This is a genomic window from Neobacillus sp. K501 (assembly GCF_053749995.1).
The window spans coordinates 608,603-633,311 of the sequence record NZ_JBSLYA010000001.1 but is presented as its reverse complement, the minus strand read 5'-3'; the positions used below and the strand labels follow the sequence as shown (position 1 = coordinate 633,311).

Below are 24,709 nucleotides of genomic sequence, written 5' to 3'. Positions count from 1 at the left end.
CCCTATATTTTCAGTGATTTTAATCATAATACATTCATCTTACAATAGAGTGAAAGTTCTTACAATTTTTTCTGCTACTTTTTGACATATTCCTTAAATAAGTAAGAACTAATCAGAATTGAGGAGGATTGGTTATTCGGAAATAGGATCAATATTTAACAGCAATAATGAATGAGGCTTCAGTCATTATTTATTAAAGCTAAGGGGGAATTTTTTTGAAAGTATTTTCTGAATTAGCACTTCTAAGAAAAGGGAAAGGAGGCTTTTTAATACCTTTACTTGCGGCAATTGTGATTCCACTTATTTATGTCCTTATTTATCTATCGAATCTCTTGGATCCACCCGAAACTTTACCAGATGTACCCGTTGCTGTGGTAAACATGGATATGGGTGCTGAAAATGATGGTGAAAAGCTTACTGTGGGGGATGATCTAGTAAAGGAACTTCAAAAAGAAAAAAAACTGGGATGGGAATTTGTTAGTGAAGAAGATGCCGACCAAGGCTTAAAGGACAATAAGTATTACTTGGTTATAAAAATTCCAGAAGATTTCTCTGAAAGAGCAACCACCGTCATGGATGATAATCCTCAAAAATTACCGCTTGAATATATCCAAAATGAGGGGAAAAGCAGAGTTGTTGCGGATGTAACAAATGGCGCCGTTGAAACAATAAGAGAAACACTGGCAACCAAAGTAACAAAAAAATATGTAAATAATGTATTTACAAGTCTTGGAGATATTGCTGATGGTTATCAGACAGCAGCAGATGGAGCAAATAAGATTCATGATGGATCTACTCAACTCCACGATGGGTCAAGCTTGCTTCATCAGACCTTAACTGGTAAAGCCGGCGACATTCAAACACTAGCTAATGGAGCTAGTGAGCTAGCTGCTGGAACAAAAACACTTCATGCTGGTACTGCCCTATTAAATAGCAGTCTTCAGACAAAATTATCTGATGTCAAAAAACTTGCGGCTGGTGCGAAAGAAATTGAAAAAGGTTTAACCGATTTAAAACCAGGAACGGAAGCCATATTGGGAGGATTAAAGCAGACTCAAGCAGGTACCGTTGGTTTCAAGGAAAAGTTAGAAAAGGAGCTTCTTCCAGGAAGCACAAAGGTGAAGGATGGAATTAATGGGGTAAAGGCAAATGTACAGCAATTGTCAGATTTATCCTCCAACGTCAGCCAATTATTAGCGGCATACCTTGAAAAACATCCAGAGCTTAAGAATGATTCTGAATTGATGACGATTGCTGGTAAAAGTGATGCATTATCTAAAAATATGGCTGGACTTAACACTGGGATTATACCATTGCAACAAGGTGCAGCTGGCGTAGAAAAAGGAGTAAGTGATTCGATTACCGGGACACAGAAAATTATTGATGGAATTGGTACATTAGCTGCCAATCAAGAGCAAAAAATTGTACCCGGGACAGCGAAATTACTGGAAGGTTCAAAACAAGTTGCTAGCGGTAATGCAACGATTGAAACTGGCTGGAATACGCTGATAAGCACAACAGGGCAATTAACGGTTGGTGCTAATAAAATTAATACTGGCATGGTTCAGGTAAGCAATGGAACCCAAACGGTCAATACGGGCTGGGGTGAATTAACTGCTGGCGTGCAACAACTTGATACTGGCCTTGGAGATCTAAATAAAGGCGCAAATGAGCTTGCAACCGGACTGGAGGCTGGTGCTAAGGAAACTGGCGCCGTTCAAACCGGAGAGCAAAATGTTGAAATGTTTGCCTCACCAGTTGAATTAGTCAGCAATACAGTAAATGCGTTTGATCAATATCGTGATTCATCTGCACCATATATTCTCTCACTAGCTTTATTTGTTGGCTTACTGATTATGACAATATTTGTCGACCTTAAATCAACTACTTCAGGAGTTGAACCGAGATCTATTTTAAGCAGATTAACGACACTGCTGGTTATGGCTATTGCACAAGCGATAGTGGTCTCATTGTCTACAATGTTTATTCTTAACCTCAACGTTGAAAGCGGTATCATGTATTTTGTGTTTATGATCGTGACAAGCTTGACGTTTTTAATGATCATTTTATTATTGATTTCATTGGCAGGTCATGTTGGGCGATTTATTTTATTTGTGTTACTCATCATCCAATTAATTATTTCAGGCGGAAATGCACCTATCGAGGCATTACCAGCTTCGATACAAGGAATAAGCCACTTCTTGCCAATGACCCATTCTATTTCTGGTTTTAGATCTTTAATTACATTAGGAGAAATCGGCTCTGCATGGGCGAGCCTTGGAGCTTTATTTGTTTTCCTAATCATTAGTACCGTTATCACTATTGGCTGGAATTATCTGAAAACAAAAGGTGCAGACCAGCCCAGATTAGTTTAAAATTGACTTATATACTTAAAGTTGTAGGCCATGTCTATCAAAGACCTGGTCTACATTTTTGTTGAAAGATATTAATGGAGGGACAGAAGTTGAGAGAATTATTATTTGTTAAAGGATATAAAGATGATACCCATTTAAGAGAAAGTTTTAATCAATTGGCCGAACAAACTTTTGGGATTCAGTTTGAATCATGGTACCAACATGGCTATTGGACGGAAAAGTATCAGCCTTATTCATTTGTTGATAAGGGGAAAGTGGTAGCAAATGTATCCGTTAACCTCGTCAACTTAGTAATTCATCATGAGGTAAAACAAGCAATTCAAATAGGAACAGTGATGACACATCCAGATTATCGGAATAATGGGTTATCTAAAATGTTGATGGACCGAGTTTTAGAGGATTTTAAGAACGTTGACTTATTTTATTTGTTTGCCAATCAATCAGTATTAGAATTTTATCCAAAGTTTGGATTTGAGAGAGTAGAGGAAGTTCAGTTTTCTTTAGAAACTAAATACAAATCATCCAATCAATCTGGCATTAGAAAATTAGATGGCAGTAAAAGTGAAGATTTAGATTTTATCTATAAACTAGCTACTGACAGGGCAGTGATATCAAATATTTTCGGAACGATAAACTCTGAGGAACTTTTAATGTTTTATTGTTTAATGGTTTTCCCTAAGGATATATACTACCTGGAAAATGAGCAATCACTAGTCATTTACCAAATTGAAGAGAATGTTTTGCATCTATATGATGTTGTTTGCAGGAATGAGGTAAATATGAAAGAAATTCTTTCGCGGATAACCCATGATAATATCAAGGAGGTTGTTCTATATTTTCATCTAGATAATCAAGAATTATTGCAGAAGAAACAACCTTATCATTCAAGTAATGTCCTATTTGTTAAAAATATGACGAACGTTTCTCTGCCAGTGGACTTTAAGCATCCGATAACCTTACAAGCATAATTTGGAAATAAATATATTTCTATGAAACTTTCCTATTTTTGGTTCGTATAGATAATTGCAATATTTTACAGATAAAGAAAAGGGAGTGTTTGTGAGTGGAAATTCAAACGGATGTAAAGACAACGAAACAAAAACCGAATATTTTTGGGATGTTTACCAATCCAGGTGAACAATTTGAGAGGATTAAAGAGAATCCTAAAATTTGGCTGCCATTATTAATCGTCAGTATTTTCTATGTAATTGGTATGACGCTAATGTCACTTTCGATGGATACGTCCACATTAATTGATCAGGGGATTCCTGAAGATGAAGCAGCTTTAGTTTTAGGAATAACAAGAGTGACAGTAGCGATTACTGGTATCATTACCCCAATTATTGCTGTTCTAATCAGCAGTGCGATCCACCTAATTATCACAAAAATTGCTAGTTCACCGGCGACTTTTAAGCAATTATTCTCTATGAATACTTTTATTATGATTATTGGAGCTGCGGGAGTTATTCTTAATATGGTGATTAGATACGCAATTGGTGGAAATCCAGAAATATATGTTACTAGTTTAGCAGGTTTATTAAATCAAGATAAGGCAGGAGTATTAGGTTCATTCGAGGTATTTACTATCTGGACGACAATCTTAACGGCGATCGGACTTCATAAGACAGGCCAATTATCCAAGGGGCTTGCTTGGACCATTTCCATTATTTTCTTCTTAATTGGAATCGGCTTTGCCGTAATTGGCAGTCTGGTACAAGGGGCGTTCTAGTTGCCATGAAAAAAAAAGCATGGATTATTATTGGGGTACTAAGTTTAGTAGTTATTATGATTTCTGTTAGTGTTTATCGGGAGGTCTTGGCTAAAGGACCTTCCGTTAAAACGGCAGAGTTAAAAGAGGAGGAAATCTCCTCGCTGTTGATGATACCAGGTACAGTTCAATTAGCGGAAGAACAAATTGTATATGCCTCACCAGAAAAAGGTGAACTGAAGGAACTGCTGGTAAAAGAAGGACAGACAGTTAAAGTGGGTGATATTTTAGCTAGACTGCAAAATTCACAGCTTGAACTTGAAGTGGAGCAGAACAAATTGGCAATTGAAACGGCAAACCTGAAGATAAACCAAATAGATAAGCAAATAAAGCAGTTAAAAGAAAAAGAAAAAACATTAGTTGAACAGGTTGGAAAAGAAGAAGCAAAAAAACAAATAACACCTGAAACAGAACAACTTGATATGGAAAAAAAGCTAGCAAACCTCGATTTAAAGCAAGCGATGCTGCAAAAGGATATCATTAGTAAGCGGCAGAGTGAATTAGAGATTAAGAGTACGATAGATGGCGTTGTCTTATCGGTAAAAACACCTGAAGCTTCTTCTATCGAAGGAGCCATAGCTGAACCGATTGTACATATTGGCAAGTTGGAAGCTTTACAGGCTAATGGTCTTTTGTCCGAATATGACACATTGAAAGTTAGTGTTGGGCAGAAAGTGAACTTGAAATCGGATGCAGTACTTGATCAAAGGTGGGATGGAGAAATCGAGAGTATTGCCCTTCTGCCGCAACAAAATCAAACGGGTGTACAAACTGGAAGTCAAGCCGTACAGTATCCAGTATCTGTGAAAATTACTGGGGATCTTAAAATATTAAAACCGGGCTTCCAAGTCATCATGGAAATTGAAACGGACAAAAAAGTTGCCAGTGTCGTTCCGATGGATGCACTTTATGACGATGGTGATCAACCATTTGTTTATATTGTAAAGGATGGGAAGGCAGAAAAGAAAGAAGTGCAAACAGGTATAACTTCTGGGTCGAAGATTGAGATTTTAGAGGGGATATCAAACAAAGACCAAATTATCATCGATGGACCCGAATCCATCAAAAACGGTCTGGAAGTGACGGTGAAATGATCAGACTGGAATCCATCTATAAAGCTTTTCTGCTAGGGAAAGAGAAAGTAAATATCTTAAACGATATTCATCTTGAAATTAAACAGGGAGAATTTGTCGCGATTATGGGTCCGTCTGGTTCAGGTAAATCAACCTTGATGAATATCATTGGGTGTTTGGATAAACCCACTTCAGGCAATTATTTTCTCGGTGGAGAAAATGTCTCGAATTATAATGATAAAGAGCTAGCAGGGGTACGAAATCAATCGATCGGATTTGTTTTTCAGCAATTTCATTTATTACCGCGTTTGTCAGCGTTGAAAAATGTTGAGCTTCCAATGATATATGCGGGTATTTCCAAATCAGAGCGTCAATCTAGAGCAGAAGAAGCATTAATCAAAATGGGGCTGGAAGATCGGATGGGCCATCTTCCTAATGCCTTATCAGGAGGCCAAAAGCAGCGTGTTGCTATTGCCAGAGCGATTGTCAATAAACCAAAGATAATATTAGCAGATGAGCCTACTGGGGCTCTTGATACGAAAACAAGTAATGCTATAATGGAGCAATTTAGAGAATTGAATGAGGAAGGCGTCACGATTATCGTTGTAACTCATGAAGCAGAAGTTGCTGAGTATGCCAACAGGACGATTATGGTTAGGGATGGAATGGTTCAGTCTCCTACAGAAACAGTTGGGAGGCCTGTGATATGAGTTTTATAGAAAATCTAATGATGGCGTTAAATTCACTGAAGTCTCATAAAATGCGAAGTATTCTTACGATGTTAGGGATTATCATCGGTGTTGGAGCTGTTATTATCGTTGTGGCCATTGGGCAGGGTGGAGAAGCAATGTTGAAATCTCAGATTACCGGGCCAGGGAATACAATTGAATTATTTTATCAGCCTTCTGATGAGGAAATTCGGGCAAACCCGAACATTTTTCTACAGGCTCCATTTAAGCAGGAGGATATTCGGGCTCTTGAACAGATCCCGGAAATTAAAAGTGTTGTAGCCTCAAGCACGCAAGTATCCACAGCCAGGTTTCAGAAGGATACCCTGGATGTGTCTGTAATAGGGATCAATCAGGCCTATATTAAATTGAATGAATTGAAAGCAGGGAAAGGAAGAGATCTTTCAACTTCAGATTTTTTAGGCAGCAGGCGTGCGGGATTAATCAGCCATCAATTACAGGAGGAATTATTTAAAGGAGAAAAAGCGGTTGGTAAAGTGATTAACGTTGCAAATCAACCGATTGAAATCATAGGTGTTTTAGAGAAGCCGACGGGTCTCCTTGCCTTTGGATCGATGGAGGTTTATCTTCCATTTCAAACATGGCGCACCATATATGGAAGTAGTGACTATACACAGGTAACTTTGCAGGCAGAGTCTGCTGAGCAACTTCAGACAGCCGGAAAAAAAGCAGCAAGACTATTAAATACGATGCATAATACGGAAGAGTCCTACCAAGTTCTTAATATGGAGGAAATCGCTGCGGGAATTGGCCAGGTTACTAGAATCATGACTCTAATTATTGGAAGTATTGCCGGAATTTCTTTATTTGTCGGTGGTATCGGAGTGATGAATATTATGTTAGTTTCGGTGACGGAAAGAACGCGCGAGATTGGTATCCGAATGGCTCTCGGAGCAACTAGGGGCCAAGTATTGACGCAATTCTTAATCGAATCGATGACCTTAACATTAATCGGTGGCATTCTCGGAATTTTTCTTGGCTGGGGAACGGCCAGTCTCGTAAGCCTCTTTGCAGGATGGCCATCACTCATTTCTTGGCAGGTTGTACTTGGCGGAGTGGCTTTTTCAATGGTTATTGGTGTTGTGTTCGGACTGCTCCCAGCGAATAAGGCATCCAAGCTCGACCCTATTGAATCGCTTCGATATGAGTAGTGTAATAGAAAGGGATAGAGATAAAAATTCTATCCTTTTTTATGTTGTTATTTGAATATTCTGTTATTATGTTTTATAATGGGTTCAATTATTTGAAAATATTAGTTTAGAAGGAGTCGAGCAGAGCATGGAAAAAGTGAGTTTAGAGAATACAGGTTATTTTGGTGAGTTTGGCGGCAGTTTTGTACCTGAGGATCTTCAGCAGGTGCTAAATGATTTAGATGCCCAATTTATTAAGTATAAAGATGCCCAGGAATTTATTGAGGAATTTAAATATTACCTTAAGGAATATGTGGGAAGAGAAAACCCGCTAACCTTCGCTGCGAATTTAACGAAACAAGTTGGAGGAGCAAAAATATATTTAAAACGTGAGGATTTAAACCATACTGGTGCACACAAAATAAATAATGCTATAGGCCAAATCTTGTTGGCGAAACGGATGGGGGCAAAACGGATTATTGCTGAAACAGGTGCTGGGCAGCACGGTGTAGCAACTGCTACAGCCTGCGCAATGTTTGGCATGGAATGTATTATTTATATGGGTAAGCTTGACACGGAACGCCAGGCATTAAATGTTTTTCGCATGGAACTATTAGGTGCAAAGGTGGTCCCTGTTGAGAAAGGGCAAGGGAGATTAAAGGATGCTGTTGATGCAGCGCTGGCGGACTTAGTACAAAACTATGAAAATACTTTTTATTTATTAGGTTCCGCGGTAGGGCCGCATCCATATCCAACAATGGTTAAACACTTTCAAGCGGTTATTAGTGAAGAATCGAAGAGACAAATTATTGAAAAAGAAGGGAAACTGCCGACTGCTGTTATTGCTTGTGCAGGTGGCGGCAGCAATGCAATTGGTGCATTTGCCCATTATATTGAGGAAAAGAGTGTCCGCTTAATTGGTGTCGAACCAAAAGAAGCTCCGACTTTGACAGAAGGGGTCCCGGCTGTTATCCATGGTTTTAAATGTTTAACTTTGCTGGATGAAAACGGAGACCCTCAGCCGACCTACTCGATTGCTGCAGGTTTAGATTATCCTGGTGTCGGGCCGGAGCATAGTTACTTAAAAACAATTGGAAGAGCAGAGTATGTTACCGTCACAGGTCAGGAGGCTTTGCAAGCATTCCAGACGTTAAGTAAGACAGAAGGAATTATACCAGCGCTAGAAAGTTCTCATGCGGTAGCCTACGCAATAAAACTTGCTGAAAAATTGCCACAAGACAATGTCCTGATTGTCAACCTCTCTGGACGTGGTGACAAAGACGTCGAACAAGTATTTCAGATGATAAAAAAATAACGCTATTAAAAGACGAATCAGAATAATGGTTCGTCTTTACTTTATTAACGAAAAAGTCGCTTGAATATTAAACAGAAAAGTGAGAAGGTTGACATGAATACATAGAATAAAATACTCCAAACAGGAGTGAAAATGATGATTAAGAAAAAAATCCGTCATATTCAACGTTATCGAGACATCGTATATGCCTTCACACGACATGGATTTGGTCTTTTAATGAAAGAATTAGGGCTGGTTGACCTGTTATCGGTTCCAAAACGAGTATTTGTCGAAGGAAATAAAGCCGTGCATAACAGATCAACAGGAGAGCGTTTACGGTTATTTCTTGAGGAACTTGGGCCGACGTTTGTGAAAATGGGGCAAATAGCCAGCACAAGATCTGATATTCTTCCAAAGGATATCATTAATGAACTAGTAAAATTACAAGACCGTGTCTCGCTTTTTCCATTTACAGAAGTGAAACGAATCATCGAAGAAGAATTAGCCGACTCATTGGAGAATTCGTTTGCAGAATTTAGTGAAACCCCATTAGCGGGTGCATCGATCGGACAAGTTCATTGTGGAGTTTTATTAACTGGTGAACGGGTGGCGGTAAAAATCCAACGTCCTAATATACAAAATGTTATTGAAACAGATTTAGAAATTCTTCAGGATTTAGCTAGAATAGCTGAAACAAGACTTGATTGGGCAGAACGGTATCAGATTCGGACAATTGTAGAAGAATTAGCCACATCGCTCCGTGAAGAATTAGATTATGAAAAAGAAGCAAGAAATGCAGAGAAAATTGCAAAACAATTTATTAAGGACCCTAACGTGTTAATTCCAAAAGTATATTGGGAATTAACAAGCTCAAAAGTTTTGACGATGGAATTCATTGAAGGAATTAAATTAAATGAATTGGACGAACTCCAGGGAAATGGCTACGACACAAAAATCATCTGTGAGAGAGTAGTCAACGCTATTTTTCATCAAATACTAATCGAGGGATTTTTTCATGGAGATCCGCATCCTGGTAATATTGTAGCCTTGCCAGGTAATGTCATTGCCTTTATGGATTTTGGGATGGTAGGAAAAATCACACCGGAAATGAAGGCACACATCGCTTCCTTTGTAATTGCATTGATGAGGAAAAATACTGTAGAGATTGTTAAAGCCATTACTAGCATGGGGTTAGTCCCTGATGAGGTGAATCTCAAAAAATTACATGGTGATGTGGAGAAACTACGTGAAAAGTACATAGATGTTCCTTTTAGTGAAATGAGTGTGGGAGCAGCGGTGAACGATCTGTTTTCAGTGGCCTATTGCCATAACATCCAAATTCCAACTGATTTAACCATATTGGGTAAGGTGTTGCTTACACTCGAGGGAACGGTAGAAAAGCTAAACCCTGAAATTAGTATTTTAGCGGTCGCTGAACCTTTTGGCAGACAGCTATTAATAGACCGTTTTAACCCCAAAAATATGGTTGGCTTTGCTTGGAACAACCTTTCGGAATTTGGAGATATTCTTCATGAATTTCCAAAATCGATGAAAGATTTTACCTCTGTTATGAAAAAAGGAAAGATGCAGATTGAAATTTCAACTCAGGAAATCGAACCTTTCCTAAAAAAATTTAATCTCATTAGTAACAGGTTATCATTTAGTATAATTTTGCTTTCCTTCAGTATTATTATGGTAGGCATCATTATTGGAGCTTCCATTTCAGGTCAGACACCAGTGCTTTTTACCAAGATTCCAATAATAGAAATAGGATTTATTATCACTACACTAATGTTTTTATGGTTGTTATTTTCGATTTTTAAATCGGGAAGATTTTAATCTAGGATGTGAGCAAATTGATGGAACAAAACCTTACTGGAAAGAGAGTTATTATTACAGGGGCCAACAGCGGTATTGGCTTTGAAGCTGCGAAAGCACTAAGTCAAAAAGGTGCCCAAGTGATTTTGGCCGTAAGAAACATTCAAAAAGGGAATACAGCGGTTGAGTCTATCCTCAAGGAACAGCCTCAAGCAACGTTAGAGGTAATGAAACTTGATCTTGCTGATTTAGAAAATATAAGAGAGTTTGTAAAAAAGTATCGCTCTCACTATGAATCGCTTGATATTTTAATCAATAATGCGGGTGTTATGGTTCCGCCACTTCAAAAAACAAAAGATGGATTTGAATTACAATTTGGCAGTAATCATTTAGGACATTTTGCGTTGACAGGCTTATTACTCCCCTTACTCAAAAAAACAACAAATTCGCGTGTGGTATCCATTAGTAGTATTGCCCATAGAGGCGGTTCCATCTTCTTTGATAATTTGGATGGCTCAAAAGGTTATAAGCCAATGGAATTTTATCGGCAAAGTAAATTAGCTAATTTATTATTTGCGAAAGAGTTGGATGCAAAGTTTAAACAGCATGGAATTAAAGCATTAAGCCTCGCCTGTCATCCCGGAGTTTCAACCACAAACCTTTTTAAACTAGGAAAAAGAGATGCTCCGGACTTTCTGAAAAAATTAGCAACCTTATTTTTACAATCTGCAGAAAAGGGAGCTCTTCCAACGATTTACGCGGCAACCGAAAAAAGTTTACTAGGCGGTGAATATATCGGACCAGACGGAAAAGAAAATCGAAAAGGGAAACCTACAATTGAAATCCCTGCTGAAGGAGTATACAATCCAGAAACGATGAAAAAACTTTGGGAGGTTTCGGAAATCTTAACAGGTGTAAAATATGATTTTTCGAAAATAGAAAGCTAAGAAAATATATTTGAAAATTCATAGATAAATAAGAAAGATGCCTGATTATCTGATCAGGCATCTTTCTTATTTATTGATTATTCAAGAAATCCAACACTTTTGAATTTACTAGATCACAGGCTTCAGTCGGATAGATATGTCCTGCACCTTTTACTGTAAGGAATTCTGCATTTGGAATTTTTTCAGCAAGAGTCGTACCATTTTCATACGGTACCAGCCGGTCTGCGTCTCCATGGATGACAAGTGTCGGCACTTTTATTTGATGAATTTCATCGTAGGTGTCATGGGCAAGGCAGGCCTGGAGCTGAAGAATATAGGCATATGGGAGAATAGGCATTTCAATTCTCTTTTCAATGTCTTCGGCGACTAGGTTTCTATGATTCTCAAGAAATTCTTGACTGTATATGATCGGTGCTGTTGCCCAGGCAACTTCTTCAGGCGTTGCTGTAGAGGAACCTCTTGAAGCCATGTGCATGGAAACTTCGAGACTTGGTTGTACATGTTTTTCACCGCCAGACGTTGTACAGCCTAAGATCAAGGATTTGACTCGTTCTGGATACTTGAGGGTTAATCTTTGGGCTATCATTCCGCCCATAGAAATACCATAAACATGGGCTGATTCAATTTCTGCGGCATCCAATACAGTTCTAGCATCCTCTGCCATAAGTTCGATGGAATAAGGGGTGTTCGGTTTTCCGCTTCTACCTACTCCGCGATTATCAAAAACGATTACTTTATACTGCTCACTTAGTGCAGGGATGGTTCTAAACCAAGATTTCGAATTGAGGGACAATCCCATAATTAATAGCAGTGGTTCACCTTCACCATGGACTTCATAATATAAGTCAATTCCATTAGCATTCGTGATGGGCATGCTAACATCTCCTTTTCTACTATATATTTATTCATTGTATGTTAATTTTCCTTTCGAAAGAACAATTAGATGATAAGCCTTTCCTCTAATAGAGTGCTGAGTTATAGGAAAATATTAATTTCTTAAAGTTGCATCTCTAGTAATGGTAATAAATGTATAATCATAATGATTTTTCCTGCAAAGCTCGCGGTGAATATTGTGAACTTTCAATAAATATTTCGACAACTTTCGATGATATTTTTTATCGAAATAAATATGTACTGCATATGAAAATGGATGATTCAAGAGTCAAAGTTAATAGGTTGGGACAGCTGTTATGAACCGAATTGGAATTTGCAGAATTTTGTCGACAAAGGGAGGTTTACAAAACAACATTTTATTACAATAATCAGAATTATATTGATATTTTTTTTACGGGAGTAAGGAATAAGTTTGGACACTCGTAAAAGGGAATATGAATAATTTTATTTAAAAAACTGAGGAGGCATCGTGTTTATGGTTTACGAGAGAAAGCCGTGGTTGAAATTTTATGATTCAAGAATTGAAGAGGATGTTCGAATCGAGCACCATTCACTTTATGATTTCTTGCAAAGTGCAGTAACCCGATATAGTGATAAAACTGCTTTTACTTTTTTTGGCAAGACAATCAGCTACAATGACACGAAATTTGTGACAGATCAGTTTGCAGCAGCCTTACATAATGATGGATTTAAAAAAGGCGATCGCTTGTCCATTATGCTTCCTAATTCCCCTCATTACGTCTTCACTTTGTTCGGGATTTTTCGCCTAGGCGGAATTGCTGTTCAAGTGAATCCAATGTATGTCGAAAGAGAAATTGAACATGTTTTGAATGATTCAGGCTCTGAGTACATAGTTGTTCTCGATGCACTATATCCAAGAATAAAAAAAGTACAGCCAAACACATCGGTAAAAAAGGTCATTGTCGTTAGCTTTGGAGGAGCTAGACCTGAATTAGCCGAAGGTGATCAATATTTTGATGATTTTCTAGCTAGTGATGTAAACATCCCTGAAGTAGAAATAGATCTAGTGAATGATGTAGCATTGCTTCAATATACTGGTGGGACTACTGGTCTCTCAAAGGGTGTTATGCTTACCCACAATAATCTATTGGCAAATTTCAATCAAGTTTGTGATTTTGCGTATAAAACCTGTGATCATAAACCGGATAATTTAAAGATGATAACCGTTTTGCCGATGTTCCATGTTTATGGCCTTTCTAGTGTGACTCTTTGCGGAATTAGAGAAGGTGCCAATCAAATAGTATTGCCAAAATTTGATCCTAAAGAAGTAATGGAAATTGTAAAAAGAGAAAAGCCATTCCAAATGTCCGGTGTGCCAACCATGTTTTTTGCCTTAAACAGCCAACCAGGATTAGAAGAGAGTGGGTTTGATAGCTTTTACTATGTAAGTTGCGGTGGAGCTCCACTACCTGTAGAAGCGGCGAAAGTATTTGAAAAAAGAACAGGAACAAAGCTGCTTGATGGGTACGGACTTTCAGAGGCAGCACCAACTGTCATTTTTAGCCCACCGTTCCTTCCAAGAAAATTTGGCAGTATCGGAATTCCAGTTCAAAGCACGATTGTAAGAATTGTTCATGAAACCGATGATGGTTATGTAGATGCACCAGTTGGCGAAGCAGGTGAATTAATCGTCAAAGGACCTCAAGTAATGAAGGGCTATTGGAATCGTCCAGAGGATACTGATTCGGTCTTGAAGGATGGATGGCTGTTTACAGGAGATATCGCGAAAATGGATGAAGATGGGTATTTTTATATTGTTGACCGGAAAAAGGATATGATTATTGCGAGCGGTTACAATGTTTATCCAAGTGAAATTGAAGAAGTGCTTTATATGCTAGAAGCGGTAGAAGAGGCACTTGTAATTGGTGTACCTGATCCATATCGTGGGGAAACCGTAAAGGCGTATGTAAAAGTGAAAGATGGATATTCCATTACTGCTGAGGAAATCAAGCAGTTTGGTAGAGAAAATCTTGCACCATACAAGGCACCAAAAGATGTAGAAATCCTTCCTGAGCTGCCAAAATCTACGGTTGGAAAACTACTAAGAAGAGTATTAAGAGATCAAGAGAAAGCGAAAGTAAATGCTTAATTGATAGGAGGAGTTAAACAATGAATATTCAAGAATTATTCAGCTTAAAAGGAAAAATCGCTATTGTAACAGGCGGTGGCCGTGGCTTAGGGCAACAAATTGCAGAAGCTTATGCAGAAGCAGGAGCGAACGTTGTTGTTTGTTCACGAAACCTTGGAGCATGTGAGGAAATTAGTAGAAGTTTAAATGAAAAAGGCGTGCGTTCTCTTGCTTTAAAATGTGATGTATCCAATCCTGAAGAAATTCAATATGTCGTGGATGAAACGCTGAAGGAGTTTGGCCGAATTGACATTTTAGTCAATAACAGTGGCATTAGCTGGGGGGCACCTGCTCTAGAAATGCCCGAAGACAAATGGGATAAAGTAATGGATATAAATTTAAAAGCCGTATTTTTATTTTCTCAGGCAGTCGGAAAAATCATGGTTGAACAGCGATCTGGCAAGATCATTAATATTGCTTCAATCGCGGGAATGGGCGGACAGGACCCAAAAGTAATGGATGCAATCGGATACTCCTCAAGTAAAGGGGCTGTCATTGCCTTTACAAAGGATTTAGCGGTGAAGCTAGCACCATATAATGTCCATGTGAATGCCATTGCTCCTGGATTTTTCCCAACTAAGATGGCTAAAATGGTTTTGGATTATTCTGGTGAAAAAATTCTCGAACGGACACCTGCTGGACGCTTTGGCTCGGATGATGATATGAAAGGCCCTGCACTTTTCTTAGCATCCAATGCCTCGGACTATGTTTTCGGACATGTGCTAACGGTGGATGGCGGTACTAGTGCCTCTATTCAATAGGTAAAAGTTATATTTTACCAGAAATAAGTTGATGTTGAAATGATATTTTGAATTGACTTAATACTCAAAATTCATTATTCTAAAATCAACATACCAACCGGTTAGATAAGAGGTATCTTATGGAATCCATGCACCATAATTCGAATGCTTTTTATAAGCAATTAGAAGAAGAACTCAATAAAAGAATCCATCAAAATACCAATTGTCCAGCCTTTACTAAAGCCTTTGGTAAATCAGTAGACAATCACGTTGACAAAGTTTTGTTTTCTAGAAGATTAATTGCAAATTGGTTGAAGCGAGTGGATGTTCCTACCAAGGATGAGTTTGCTGATATTTCAGTGAGATTAGTAGATTACGAGGAAAAGTTAGATGAGCTGGAAGATACCGTTTATCTGATGAACAAACAACAAAATAAGAATATCGGTCAAATTGAAGTGCTTAAGGAATCATTAGAAGCATTGCTCCATGAGGTAGGGAAGGAAGTTCGAGGTCTTCAGGCCAGAAAAATTGAATCACTTGAAAATGACTTAGCGGATTTAAAACAATTATTTAATAAATAGCCAAGAGGAGGAGAAGGACAATGGTAAATAATAAAGAGGTAGAAAATCAAGAAATCGAGGTTAGCCCAGAAGAACAGTTATCAAGCTATGAATTAATGTGGAAGGCAGCCTTTGCAGAATTAGATGCATGGTCTGAAAGATTAAACTACCGCGATGAAGTCTTTTTGACCGCTACGAAAACTTATGTTGATGCAGTTAAACGCAATCAAGAAAATCTTAAAGCTGTTACTGAGCAATTTAATAAAGAGCTTCGTGAGTGGGAAAAAGGTGCACGTGAAGAATTATTAATGACTACAACAACGATTCAACATTTCATCCCTATTAAATCCTATGAAGAAATTAATCATGTTGTCGATGATATTCAAAAAAGAACTTATTCACTATTAACAACTCCTATTCGTTCATTAACTGGTGGACAAGCACTGGATAAATATTTGGATATGGTAGAACAATATATTTCTTTTAGAAAAAGAGGAAGAGAGAAGTATATTGAAAGTGTGAAGAAAACAAGTAATGTTTTATATGAAAATCAGAAAATATTTGTAAATCTGTTTGCAAAGCAAGTTAAAAATGCGCTATTCCCATTTCAACAATATATGAAGAATGTAACGGAAACAACAACTAAATCCTAAAAGAAGAGGGAGAAGACCATGACAAGTAATAAAACATACGATCCATATGAAGCTTTTCATAAGTACAGCCAATTATGGGAAAAACAAATCAATGATTTTATTTATCTTTGGACCAATAATAATGAATTTGTCAAAATGTCCGGATTAGGATCTGAATTACATGCGCGTAATGTTGAAAGATTTAAAAAGAATCAGGAAACAGTTGCGAATTTATTCAATTTACCAACGAAAAGTGACGTTGAAAACGTAGCTGCCTTAACGATCCAAGCGGAAGATAAAATTGAAGCTCTTGAGGAGCAAATTTGGGAGCTGCAGGATGCAGTGAAATCTCAGAGTAAAGAGATCGAAACTGTAGTAGAGGTTTCTAAAGAAATTATTAAACTTACAAAACAACTAAAAACAGAATTAGTGAAAACCAAAAAAGAACAGTCTGAAACAAAGCATTTATCCCTTGAAATTCAAGAGCTGAAACAGGAATTGTATAAATTAAATAGTTTTAAAGATGAATTTGAGAACTTAAAAGTTCTGTTAGAAAAAGAAAAGACAGGAGAACCAGTATTAGCAGGTGCAGGTACTTCTAAATAAGAACGAGAGGAGGGAAAACAGTGTCAGTAGAATCACCATTAAAAAATATTATTCCGGATTATGAGAAAGAAATGAACCGCTGGGCACATATGTTTAAGCTGTTAAGTGAACCGGAACCAAAGATTGGACATACTCCAAGGAAAGAAATATGGAGAAAGAATAAATCGGTACTTTGGCATTACCCTGCCAAGGAGAAAAAGTATGAGATCCCATTATTTTTTGTCTATTCTCTGTTTAATAAACCATACATTTTAGATATTGCTCCAAAGGCTAGTGTCATTGAAAGATTAACAAACATGGGCTACGACGTGTATTTATTAGACTGGGGAGCACCTGGCTATGAAGACAAAAAAATTGGACTGGATACCTATATTGAAAAATATTTACGTACCGCTGTAAAGCGTGCGATTCGCCATTCTGGTGCAGAGGAAATAACCGTGATTGGATACTGTTTAGGTGGTACAATTGCTTCTATTTATGCCTCGATTGCTGACGAGCCTATCAAGAATTTAGTTGTTGCTACAGTTCCAATTGATTTTGGACCGTTTATGGGACCAGATAAATGGGCAGAAGGAATGAGAAATGGTGATGTGAATATTGATCGCTTTATTGATGCTTATGGAGTGGTACCTCCTCAAATAGTAGAGGGGATGTTCCGTGCAATTGGAGCGCCAATTTATTTTACCAATTACACGATGCTCTTAAGTCGAGCGCATGATCACCGTTATGTCGATAAGTGGCGTCGTATGAATAAATGGACACGGGATCAGGTTCCGTTTGCTGGTGAAGCCTATAGACAATTATCCAACGATCTTTTTAAAGAGAACAAGCTCGTTAAAGGGGAATTGATGATTGGAAATAAAAAGGCTGACCTAAAAAACATTAAGGCTAACCTTTTTGTTGTATCAGGCTCTAGAGATAATTTAATTTTAGAAGACCAAAGCAAGCCGATTATGGATTTGGTATCAAGTGAAGATAAAACCTATATCTGTGTAGAGGCAGGACATGTTGGTTTAGCTTTGTCAGGCATGTTTGCAGATATAGTAAACGGATGGGCTTCTAGCAGGTCCAATCCGCTGTAATATTATTTTGTAATAAAACGATTCACAGGAACATATATACTATGTATGGGCAAGGGGGGAGAGGAAGGAATGTTTCCTTCCCCTCTAACTTGCCATCTTATGTTTATTTAAAAAATTTCGCAGCACTTTGTTGAATGCTTCCTTAGCTTCAAGCTTTGCTATATGCCCTGTATTCTTAAAAATCACAAATTCAGAGTGACGAATCGCTTTGTGCATCAATAATTGAATCCAGACTGGTGTCACAGAGTCATATTGTCCACCGATAATTAATGTAGGGACTTTAATGGTTGGGAGCAGGCATACATTATTCACTCTAAGGCATGCTTTCATTGCTTTAACATAGTACTCACGATTTGGTTTGTAAAATTTACTAAATTCCTCAAAGTTTTCTTCGCTCCATGAGTAAAGGCAAACACGGGCAGCAATGTCTTTTTGAACATCTATTGGCAGTGACTCGGACCGCGCCTTACGGTATTTAATAAAAAGCTCACCAAGACGTTTAGGTGCATAGTGAAAGGTGCTTACTAGCATTAATGAACGGCATATTTGCGGCGCTTGACGGTAGATTTCTTGGGCAACCATTCCCCCCATCGACAATCCACAAATGTGGGCGCTTTCAATATTAAGATCCTTTAAAAGACTAATTACATCAAAAGCAAAGTTTTGAATAGATATCTCTCCAGGGGAATGATGAAATTCACCATGGCCTCGTAAATCTGGGATAATTAACTCATACTGATCTGCGAATTCAAACTGATTGGACCAACCTTCCTTTACCTCTCCAAGTCCATGAATAAAAACTAAGGGTTCACCAACACCAAGGCGTAAATAAGGCATTCCAGAGCGGCTTTTGAATCCTTCACTCAAAACGCATTCCTCCTAGTGATTTTTTATAAACTTTGTTTCCAATATAAGTAAGTGTTAAACATTTATAATATTCTGATTAACTTATTATATAAATGAGGTTGACAAATTATTACATGTAGGTGTAAATTACATATATAGACGAGCATGAATCTACATAAGTTCAATTAAGACATTAATGGAGATACTAGGAGGTTCCAAAATGACAAAAAAAGCAGTTGAGATGACGGAAGAGGAAAGTAAAGTTAACGCATTTGTAGACACACTATGGAATCAGTACGAGCAATCGTTAGATTGGTCTAGAAAACTGACTGAGAGCAGGGATGAAGCCTATTTAAAAGCTGTCAAAGAAGTGACAAGTCTAAATAAACAATATCGCAGCTCAGTGGCCAATTTTTATCAACAATCTAAAAAAACAAATGGTGACATTGTTAAAGGAGTATCAAGTACGATTATAAATCGAGGTGAAAAAGGGCCTGAGGTTGCAGGTCAAGTTCAAGAAGTTTCTGCCCGCATCGAAGATCTAGTGTTAACTCCATTTAAATTAACTTTTAATTTATTAGACCGCCTGGATAATAATCTTGTGGAAAATAGTGAGAACCTAGTAAACTATGCGAAAGTACGCCGTTCTGGCTGGCAAAATGTTACGAACGAGTATGTAAAAGCAGCAAGAAATAATCACAAAAAATTAGTAGGACGCTTTGAAGACAGCCTAAAGGTCCTTGTCAATTCAAAATAATTTTAAGGCAAAAGGAAAGAGACAATCGATTCTGATTGTCTCTTTCCTTTTCCTATACGGGATATCAAAGAAAATAATTAAAAAGAATTGAACGAAGTTCATGGGTAAATCGTATTAAGAATGATGAGTGTTTTAAGGGGGGATTATTTTGACGAATATCATTGAGGTTGATAAAGTAAGCAAACAGTTTAATGACCGTGAGATCTTGAATGATGTTACATTCAAGATAAAAAAAGGTAGTATTAACGGGCTTCTCGGTCCAAATGGTGCTGGGAAAACAACGATCATTCGGTTACTAAATGGTGTAATTGAAGCGACAAGTGGAGAAATGAAGGTACTGGATTTTAACCCAGGTATCCAGGGGGATGAAATCAGAAAAAAAGCTGGAATCGTTACGGAAAGCGCTAGTCTTTATCACGATATGACCGCTTGGGACAATCTTGTATTTTTTGCAAAAATCTATAATGCCTATGATCCAAAGAGAATTACATATTTACTTGAGCAGTTCGATATGCTTGGTCATAAAGATCAATTAGTGGGCAGTTTTTCAACAGGGATGAAAAAAAGGATTTCCTTAGCAAAGGCGTTAATACATAGACCTAGTTTACTATTTCTTGATGAGCCAACCAATGGTTTGGACCCGGAGGGAATCAATGAAGTGATTCACTATTTACGTAAAGTGAATCAAGAGGACGGGGTAACTATCTTGATTTGTTCCCATGTTCTCCACCAACTTGAAACCATATGTGATTCTTATTTATTTTTGAATAAGGGCAGGATCATCGAAAAAGGGTCAAGGAAAGAATTAGAGGATAAGTATTTAACCGAAGTAAAATTATTAGTTGAAACAGGATTAGAACTTGCTGAAGGTCAACTATACAACGGTTATCCATTTATCAGGAAAGGGATTAATCAATTGGAGTTTACCTTACGCTCTAAAGGAGAGATAACCCCGTTATTAGCAAAAATCATTAATGAATCGTGGGTCCATAACAGTGAAATTACCAATAGGAGCCTTGAGGCACTTTATTTTAAAATTAGGGGGGCTGATGGGATTGAATAAAAGTACCGTCCTTACCATTGCAAATAAAGATTTAAAAGCGACGTTTTCATCAAAAAAAGTCTGGGTGCCGATGATTATTGTTGCCGTGATATTATGTATTATTATTCCAGCCGGTATGGCGTATGCTGGGCTCCATTTTGATATGGTGGGAGAATCCAGCAAGGATATTGAAAAAACAATAAATTCTTTTATACAAAGCTTTCCTAATGAAGAAATGAGAAATACACTCGCGGGCTTGCCAACACTAAATTTTAAATTTGTCTATTTTTTCTTAACATTTATGTTAATCCCATTTTTTTTATTGGTTGCGATTATTAATTCCACGGTGACGGCTTCAAATAGTTTTGTCGGAGAAAAGGAAAGAAACACCCTAGAAACCTTGTTATTTGCACCAATCTCGATTAAAGACTTATTCTTAGGGAAAGTGCTAGCATCACTTATCCCGACTCTGGCCATCACTTTTACTGCTTATATCATTAATCTTATTTTAGTAAATATGATTACTTATCCTTATTTTGGTGAGGTATTATTCATCAACTCTACCTGGTTGATTTTAATGTTCTGGGTGATCCCAGCATTAGTACTGTTTACTATCATTTTAAGTGTCTTTATCTCAGCAAAGGTCAAATCATTTCAAGAAGCCCAACAATTTGGCGGAATCTTAGTACTGCCAATCATCGGCATCGTCATCAGCCAAGCAAGCGGACTTTTCTTCTTAAGCCCGCTCATCCTCTTCTTATTTGGAACAGGCCTGCTCATCGCAAATGGCATCCTACTGAAAATCATCACAAAATACAACCAGAGAAACGCACTATTCACAAGCCAAATCCACTAACACAAAAAGCTGCCATGCAATCGCATGGCAACTTTTTGTGTATTGAATGTCCACTGGAGACAGACAAATGTATTTTTGTGGTGACAGCACCAGATAAAAATAATTTGAAAAATGCGAAATAAACTATTTGAATTTTTAGAAAACTAACTGTATAATTAAAAAAAGCTTAAGGAGTTGATTTCCATGGAAAAGAGATTATTGAATTCACCACAACCAACAGATGAGAACAACGATTCTGTGATTGCTGAAATGTTTTTAAACAACGTCCTGCTTGATTTTCGAAGAGATGCGATCCGTAAGGAAATCGACCGTTCTTTATTAGAAAGAAATAAGGAAGCCTTTATCCAGTTGACTGAGGAATTGAAGAAGATTTCTTAATGTTATTAAACGATTAGATATTTTTCAAAAGTGGGAAGTCCTATTTCATATAGGGCTTCTTTTGTTTTTTAAATTTTAGTAAAATTCATATAGGATAAAATAAAGCAATTTGGTATGGGAGTGAAATAGTTGAATCAGCTTCATGTGTACAGCAAAAAAATCCCTTTTTCTTTTTCAAATTTTTTTACAAGGTATCGAGCTATCGCTAAAGACTTCAGCCATCACATGGTACTGGAAAGCGGGCGAGGTGGGCGATTTAGTATTGCGGCATTTGACCCTGAGACCATTATTACAGGAAAGAATGGCCAGGTAGAAATACAAAAGAGGAATGAAACTGAGTATCTTCAAGGGAATCCATTACATTTATTGAAAGAATGGATGAGTCAATTTCAGGTTGAGAAAATCGAAGGCCTTCCAGACTTCTTAGGTGGTGCATTAGGTTTTATCAGTTATGACTATGCTCGCTATATTGAAAGGCTGCCTGACTTAGCGGAAGACGATTTACAATTGCCAGAAATCTATTTTTTTATTGTAAAAGAATGGTTCATATTCGACCATCAAGAAGAAGTACTTTGGCTGTTATTTCTATCAGAGAATGGACAAGGTGTAGATGATAAAATGGAATACTGGGAAGAACTCTGGCTTGATGAGACCGAAATTCCATCTTCACAAGCAGCTGCTAGAATGGATACCACGCAACTAGAAGTCTCCATGAACGAAGCGCAATTTAAGGATGCAGTAAACAGAATTCAGCAGTATATTTCTCAAGGTGACGTGTTCCAAGTAAATTTATCGGTCCGTCAATCAAAACCCATCCATGTTGAGGCCATTGAGGTTTATGAACAATTACGTGTCTTAAATCCATCTCCCTATATGGGATATTTTCATACACCAGAGTTTCAGATTGTCAGCGGCTCACCCGAGCTTCTTGTCAAAAAGAAAGGAACCGAAGTAAGCACCAGGCCAATTGCAGGTACCCGTTCGAGAGGAAGGGACGAGGAAGAGGATATAAAGCTTGCTAATGAGCTGATTGAGAATGAAAAGGAACGCGCTGAACATGTGATGCTTGTTGACTTAGAACGGAATGATCTTGGCAGGGTTTGTACGTATGGCTCGGTTGAAGTGAATGAATTCATGGTCATCGAAAGATATTCCCATGTGATGCATATTGTTTCGAATGTACGAGGAGTTTTAGAAGAATATAAAACAAGCTTTGATATCATTGATGCTGTATTTCCCGGCGGAACGATTACTGGAGCACCAAAGGTAAGGACAATGGAAATTATCGAGGAGCTTGAACCTGTGCAAAGAGGGATATATACCGGCTCCATGGGGTGGATTGATTTTAGTGGTGACTTAGAAATGAACATTGTTATTCGTACAATGCTTGTGAAAGATGGTAAAGCACATGTACAAGCTGGGGCAGGGATTGTGATTGACTCCCATCCCATGCATGAATATAAGGAATCATTAAAAAAAGCAACCGCTTTATGGAAAGCCAAAGAGATGGCGGAAGGGATAGAGGGTGAATAGCAATGATTTTCATGATCGATAATTATGATTCTTTTACCTTTAACTTAGTACAATATTTAGGAGAGTTAGGTGAAGAATTAGTTGTAAAACGGAATGACCAAACGACAATTTCTGAAATAAGGGAAATGAAGCCGGATTTCTTAATGGTATCTCCAGGGCCGTGCAGCCCAAATGAAGCGGGAATCAGCCTTGATGCAATCAAGGCGTTCTCAGGTGAGATTCCGATTTTTGGAGTCTGTCTGGGGCATCAAACGATCGCACAAGCCTATGAAGCTGAGATAGTCCGTGCTGAACGGCTTATGCATGGGAAAACTTCGGAGATGTTTCATGATGGGAAAACCATCTTTCTGGGTCTGCCCAACCCGTTTCCAGCAACAAGATATCACTCACTGATTGTCAAGAAGGAGACATTACCTGATTGCTTTGAGGTAACGGCTTGGACGAGCGAGGGAGAAATTATGGCCATCCGTCATAAGGAACTCCCAATGGAGGGGGTTCAATTTCACCCCGAATCGATCATGACTTCCTGCGGAAAAGATTTGTTGAGAAATTTCATTCATTATTATGCAAAGACATTGAAAGGTTAGCCATACATGTATATTTATATAAATGGCCAATTTGTTAAGAAAGAGGAAGCGGTTATTTCTCCCTTTGATCATGGTTTTTTATACGGTATCGGTCTATTTGAGACCTTTCGGATCTATGGAGGGCACCCCTTTTTATTAGATGATCATTTAGAACGGCTAAATTTAGGCTTAAGAGAACTTGAAATCGAAGTAAACTTTAACCGGGAAGTCACAAACCTCATCCTCCAGCAATTACTGGAAATGAATCAATTATCCAATGCGTATATTCGCTTCAATGTATCTGCGGGAATCGGGGAGGTTGGATTGCAGACTGAACCATATTGTCAGCCTAATGTGATTATTTTTCCTAAACCATTACCATCCTCCGGTGAATTAGTCGAAAAGAGGGCGGTATTACTAAATTTGAAAAGAAATAGTCCTGAAGGTAAGGAAAGACTTAAGTCCCACCATTTCATGAATAATATTCTTGCAAAAAAAGAGATGGGTGACGCAATGGATCAAGAAGGAATTTTCTTATCACCTGATGGATATGTTGCTGAAGGAATTGTTTCGAATATTTTTTGGAAAAAAGGTAATAGCTTGTACACGCCGTCGATTTCGAATGGAATATTAAATGGTATTACTCGCCAGTTTATTCTTAAATTAGCGAAAGAAATGAAACTAGACATACATGAAGGATTTTTTCTACCAGAACAAGTAGAGCAGGCGGATGAAGTTTTTGTTACGAATTCTATCCAAGAAATCGTCCCTCTTTTTGATGTTTGGGGGAATCCTAAACCCGGGAAAAATGGAGTCTTTGTTCAGACCCTTTTTCAATCCTATCGAGAATTCAGTTCAACTCTTTGGACTAGAAATGAGATTATTAGGTAGCTTTGAAAAATATACCAGGTGCC

Annotated in this window: 24 protein-coding genes; 22 read left to right on the top strand and 2 right to left on the bottom strand. The window is 37.9% G+C overall.

Translation table 11 applies throughout. The features are described 5' to 3' along the window. The first annotated feature begins 215 nt into the window (after positions 1-215). The 9 genes from ACWM35_RS03095 to ACWM35_RS03055 all read left to right on the top strand — a co-directional run bounded on the left by ACWM35_RS03095 (position 216) and on the right by ACWM35_RS03055 (position 11,154). Complete coding sequence (locus ACWM35_RS03095; protein ID WP_454815373.1) at positions 216-2,375, top strand: YhgE/Pip domain-containing protein; 2,160 nt, start codon at positions 216-218, stop codon at positions 2,373-2,375. An 89-nt stretch (positions 2,376-2,464) separates the two neighbouring features. Further along, positions 2,465-3,343, top strand: a complete 879-nt coding sequence (locus ACWM35_RS03090) for a GNAT family N-acetyltransferase (RefSeq protein ID WP_454815371.1) — start codon at positions 2,465-2,467, stop codon at positions 3,341-3,343. Between the two features lie 95 nt (positions 3,344-3,438). Continuing rightward, positions 3,439-4,104 (top strand): Yip1 family protein, encoded by a 666-nt coding sequence (locus ACWM35_RS03085; RefSeq protein WP_454815369.1) that lies wholly within the window; start codon positions 3,439-3,441, stop codon positions 4,102-4,104. Between the two features lie 5 nt (positions 4,105-4,109). Beyond that, on the top strand, positions 4,110-5,237 hold the full coding sequence (locus ACWM35_RS03080) for an efflux RND transporter periplasmic adaptor subunit (protein ID WP_454815367.1): 1,128 nt from the start codon (positions 4,110-4,112) through the stop codon (positions 5,235-5,237). Next, positions 5,234-5,926: an ABC transporter ATP-binding protein gene (locus ACWM35_RS03075; RefSeq protein WP_454815365.1), complete on the top strand. Its 693-nt coding sequence runs from the start codon at positions 5,234-5,236 to the stop codon at positions 5,924-5,926. Before ACWM35_RS03080 ends, ACWM35_RS03075 begins: the two co-directional genes overlap by 4 nt. Then, entirely contained in the window at positions 5,923-7,116 is a 1,194-nt protein-coding gene (locus tag ACWM35_RS03070) for an ABC transporter permease (RefSeq protein WP_454815363.1), read from the top strand. Before ACWM35_RS03075 ends, ACWM35_RS03070 begins: the two co-directional genes overlap by 4 nt. 127 nt (positions 7,117-7,243) lie before the next feature. Beyond that, a complete protein-coding gene (gene trpB, locus ACWM35_RS03065) occupies positions 7,244-8,410 on the top strand; it encodes a tryptophan synthase subunit beta (RefSeq protein WP_454815361.1) in 1,167 nt (388 codons plus the stop codon). A 135-nt stretch (positions 8,411-8,545) separates the two neighbouring features. Then, positions 8,546-10,228 (top strand): ABC1 kinase family protein, encoded by a 1,683-nt coding sequence (locus ACWM35_RS03060; RefSeq protein ID WP_454815359.1) that lies wholly within the window; start codon positions 8,546-8,548, stop codon positions 10,226-10,228. Between the two features lie 20 nt (positions 10,229-10,248). Continuing rightward, on the top strand, positions 10,249-11,154 hold the full coding sequence (locus tag ACWM35_RS03055) for an oxidoreductase (protein WP_454815822.1): 906 nt from the start codon (positions 10,249-10,251) through the stop codon (positions 11,152-11,154). A 70-nt stretch (positions 11,155-11,224) separates the two neighbouring features. On the opposite strand, the gene ACWM35_RS03050 is transcribed toward ACWM35_RS03055, so the two are convergent. Further along, positions 11,225-12,028, bottom strand: a complete 804-nt coding sequence (locus ACWM35_RS03050; RefSeq protein WP_454815357.1) for an alpha/beta fold hydrolase — start codon at positions 12,026-12,028, stop codon at positions 11,225-11,227. 495 nt (positions 12,029-12,523) lie between these two features. Between ACWM35_RS03050 and ACWM35_RS03045 the strand changes: the two genes are divergently transcribed. The 6 genes from ACWM35_RS03045 (at position 12,524) to ACWM35_RS03020 (ending at position 17,817) form a co-directional block, all read left to right on the top strand. Beyond that, positions 12,524-14,158, top strand: coding sequence for a long-chain-fatty-acid--CoA ligase (locus ACWM35_RS03045; RefSeq protein ID WP_454815355.1), 1,635 nt, complete (start codon positions 12,524-12,526; stop codon positions 14,156-14,158). Positions 14,159-14,178: 20 nt separating this feature from the next. Continuing rightward, entirely contained in the window at positions 14,179-14,958 is a 780-nt protein-coding gene (locus tag ACWM35_RS03040) for an SDR family oxidoreductase (RefSeq protein ID WP_454815353.1), read from the top strand. A gap of 119 nt (positions 14,959-15,077) precedes the next feature. Next, positions 15,078-15,518: a hypothetical protein gene (locus tag ACWM35_RS03035; protein ID WP_454815351.1), complete on the top strand. Its 441-nt coding sequence runs from the start codon at positions 15,078-15,080 to the stop codon at positions 15,516-15,518. Positions 15,519-15,538: 20 nt separating this feature from the next. Continuing rightward, a complete protein-coding gene (locus ACWM35_RS03030) occupies positions 15,539-16,150 on the top strand; it encodes a hypothetical protein (RefSeq protein WP_454815349.1) in 612 nt (203 codons plus the stop codon). A gap of 18 nt (positions 16,151-16,168) precedes the next feature. Further along, a complete protein-coding gene (locus ACWM35_RS03025) occupies positions 16,169-16,735 on the top strand; it encodes a polyhydroxyalkanoate biosynthesis repressor PhaR (protein ID WP_454815347.1) in 567 nt (188 codons plus the stop codon). A gap of 20 nt (positions 16,736-16,755) precedes the next feature. Further along, positions 16,756-17,817, top strand: coding sequence for an alpha/beta fold hydrolase (locus tag ACWM35_RS03020; protein WP_454815345.1), 1,062 nt, complete (start codon positions 16,756-16,758; stop codon positions 17,815-17,817). Positions 17,818-17,901: 84 nt separating this feature from the next. Here ACWM35_RS03020 and ACWM35_RS03015 read toward each other — a convergent pair whose 3' ends face one another. Then, positions 17,902-18,684, bottom strand: a complete 783-nt coding sequence (locus ACWM35_RS03015) for an alpha/beta fold hydrolase (protein WP_454815343.1) — start codon at positions 18,682-18,684, stop codon at positions 17,902-17,904. Between the two features lie 199 nt (positions 18,685-18,883). Between ACWM35_RS03015 and ACWM35_RS03010 the strand changes: the two genes are divergently transcribed. The 7 genes from ACWM35_RS03010 (at position 18,884) to pabC (ending at position 24,686) form a co-directional block, all read left to right on the top strand. Next, positions 18,884-19,420 (top strand): hypothetical protein, encoded by a 537-nt coding sequence (locus ACWM35_RS03010; protein WP_454815341.1) that lies wholly within the window; start codon positions 18,884-18,886, stop codon positions 19,418-19,420. A gap of 148 nt (positions 19,421-19,568) precedes the next feature. Beyond that, entirely contained in the window at positions 19,569-20,483 is a 915-nt protein-coding gene (locus ACWM35_RS03005; protein WP_454815339.1) for an ABC transporter ATP-binding protein, read from the top strand. Then, positions 20,476-21,318: an ABC transporter permease subunit gene (locus ACWM35_RS03000; RefSeq protein WP_454815337.1), complete on the top strand. Its 843-nt coding sequence runs from the start codon at positions 20,476-20,478 to the stop codon at positions 21,316-21,318. Before ACWM35_RS03005 ends, ACWM35_RS03000 begins: the two co-directional genes overlap by 8 nt. Before the next feature lie 183 nt (positions 21,319-21,501). Further along, the gene (locus ACWM35_RS02995; protein WP_454815335.1) at positions 21,502-21,696 is read left to right on the top strand and encodes an IDEAL domain-containing protein; all 195 of its coding nucleotides are present in this window, start codon (positions 21,502-21,504) and stop codon (positions 21,694-21,696) included. A gap of 129 nt (positions 21,697-21,825) precedes the next feature. Continuing rightward, the gene (gene pabB / locus ACWM35_RS02990; RefSeq protein WP_454815333.1) at positions 21,826-23,229 is read left to right on the top strand and encodes an aminodeoxychorismate synthase, component I; all 1,404 of its coding nucleotides are present in this window, start codon (positions 21,826-21,828) and stop codon (positions 23,227-23,229) included. Positions 23,230-23,231: 2 nt separating this feature from the next. Then, positions 23,232-23,816: an aminodeoxychorismate/anthranilate synthase component II gene (gene pabA, locus ACWM35_RS02985; protein ID WP_454815331.1), complete on the top strand. Its 585-nt coding sequence runs from the start codon at positions 23,232-23,234 to the stop codon at positions 23,814-23,816. Between the two features lie 6 nt (positions 23,817-23,822). Beyond that, positions 23,823-24,686 carry an aminodeoxychorismate lyase gene (gene pabC, locus ACWM35_RS02980; RefSeq protein WP_454815329.1) on the top strand — a complete coding sequence of 288 codons (864 nt, stop codon included), beginning with the start codon at positions 23,823-23,825 and terminating at the stop codon, positions 24,684-24,686. Positions 24,687-24,709: the final 23 nt, after the last annotated feature.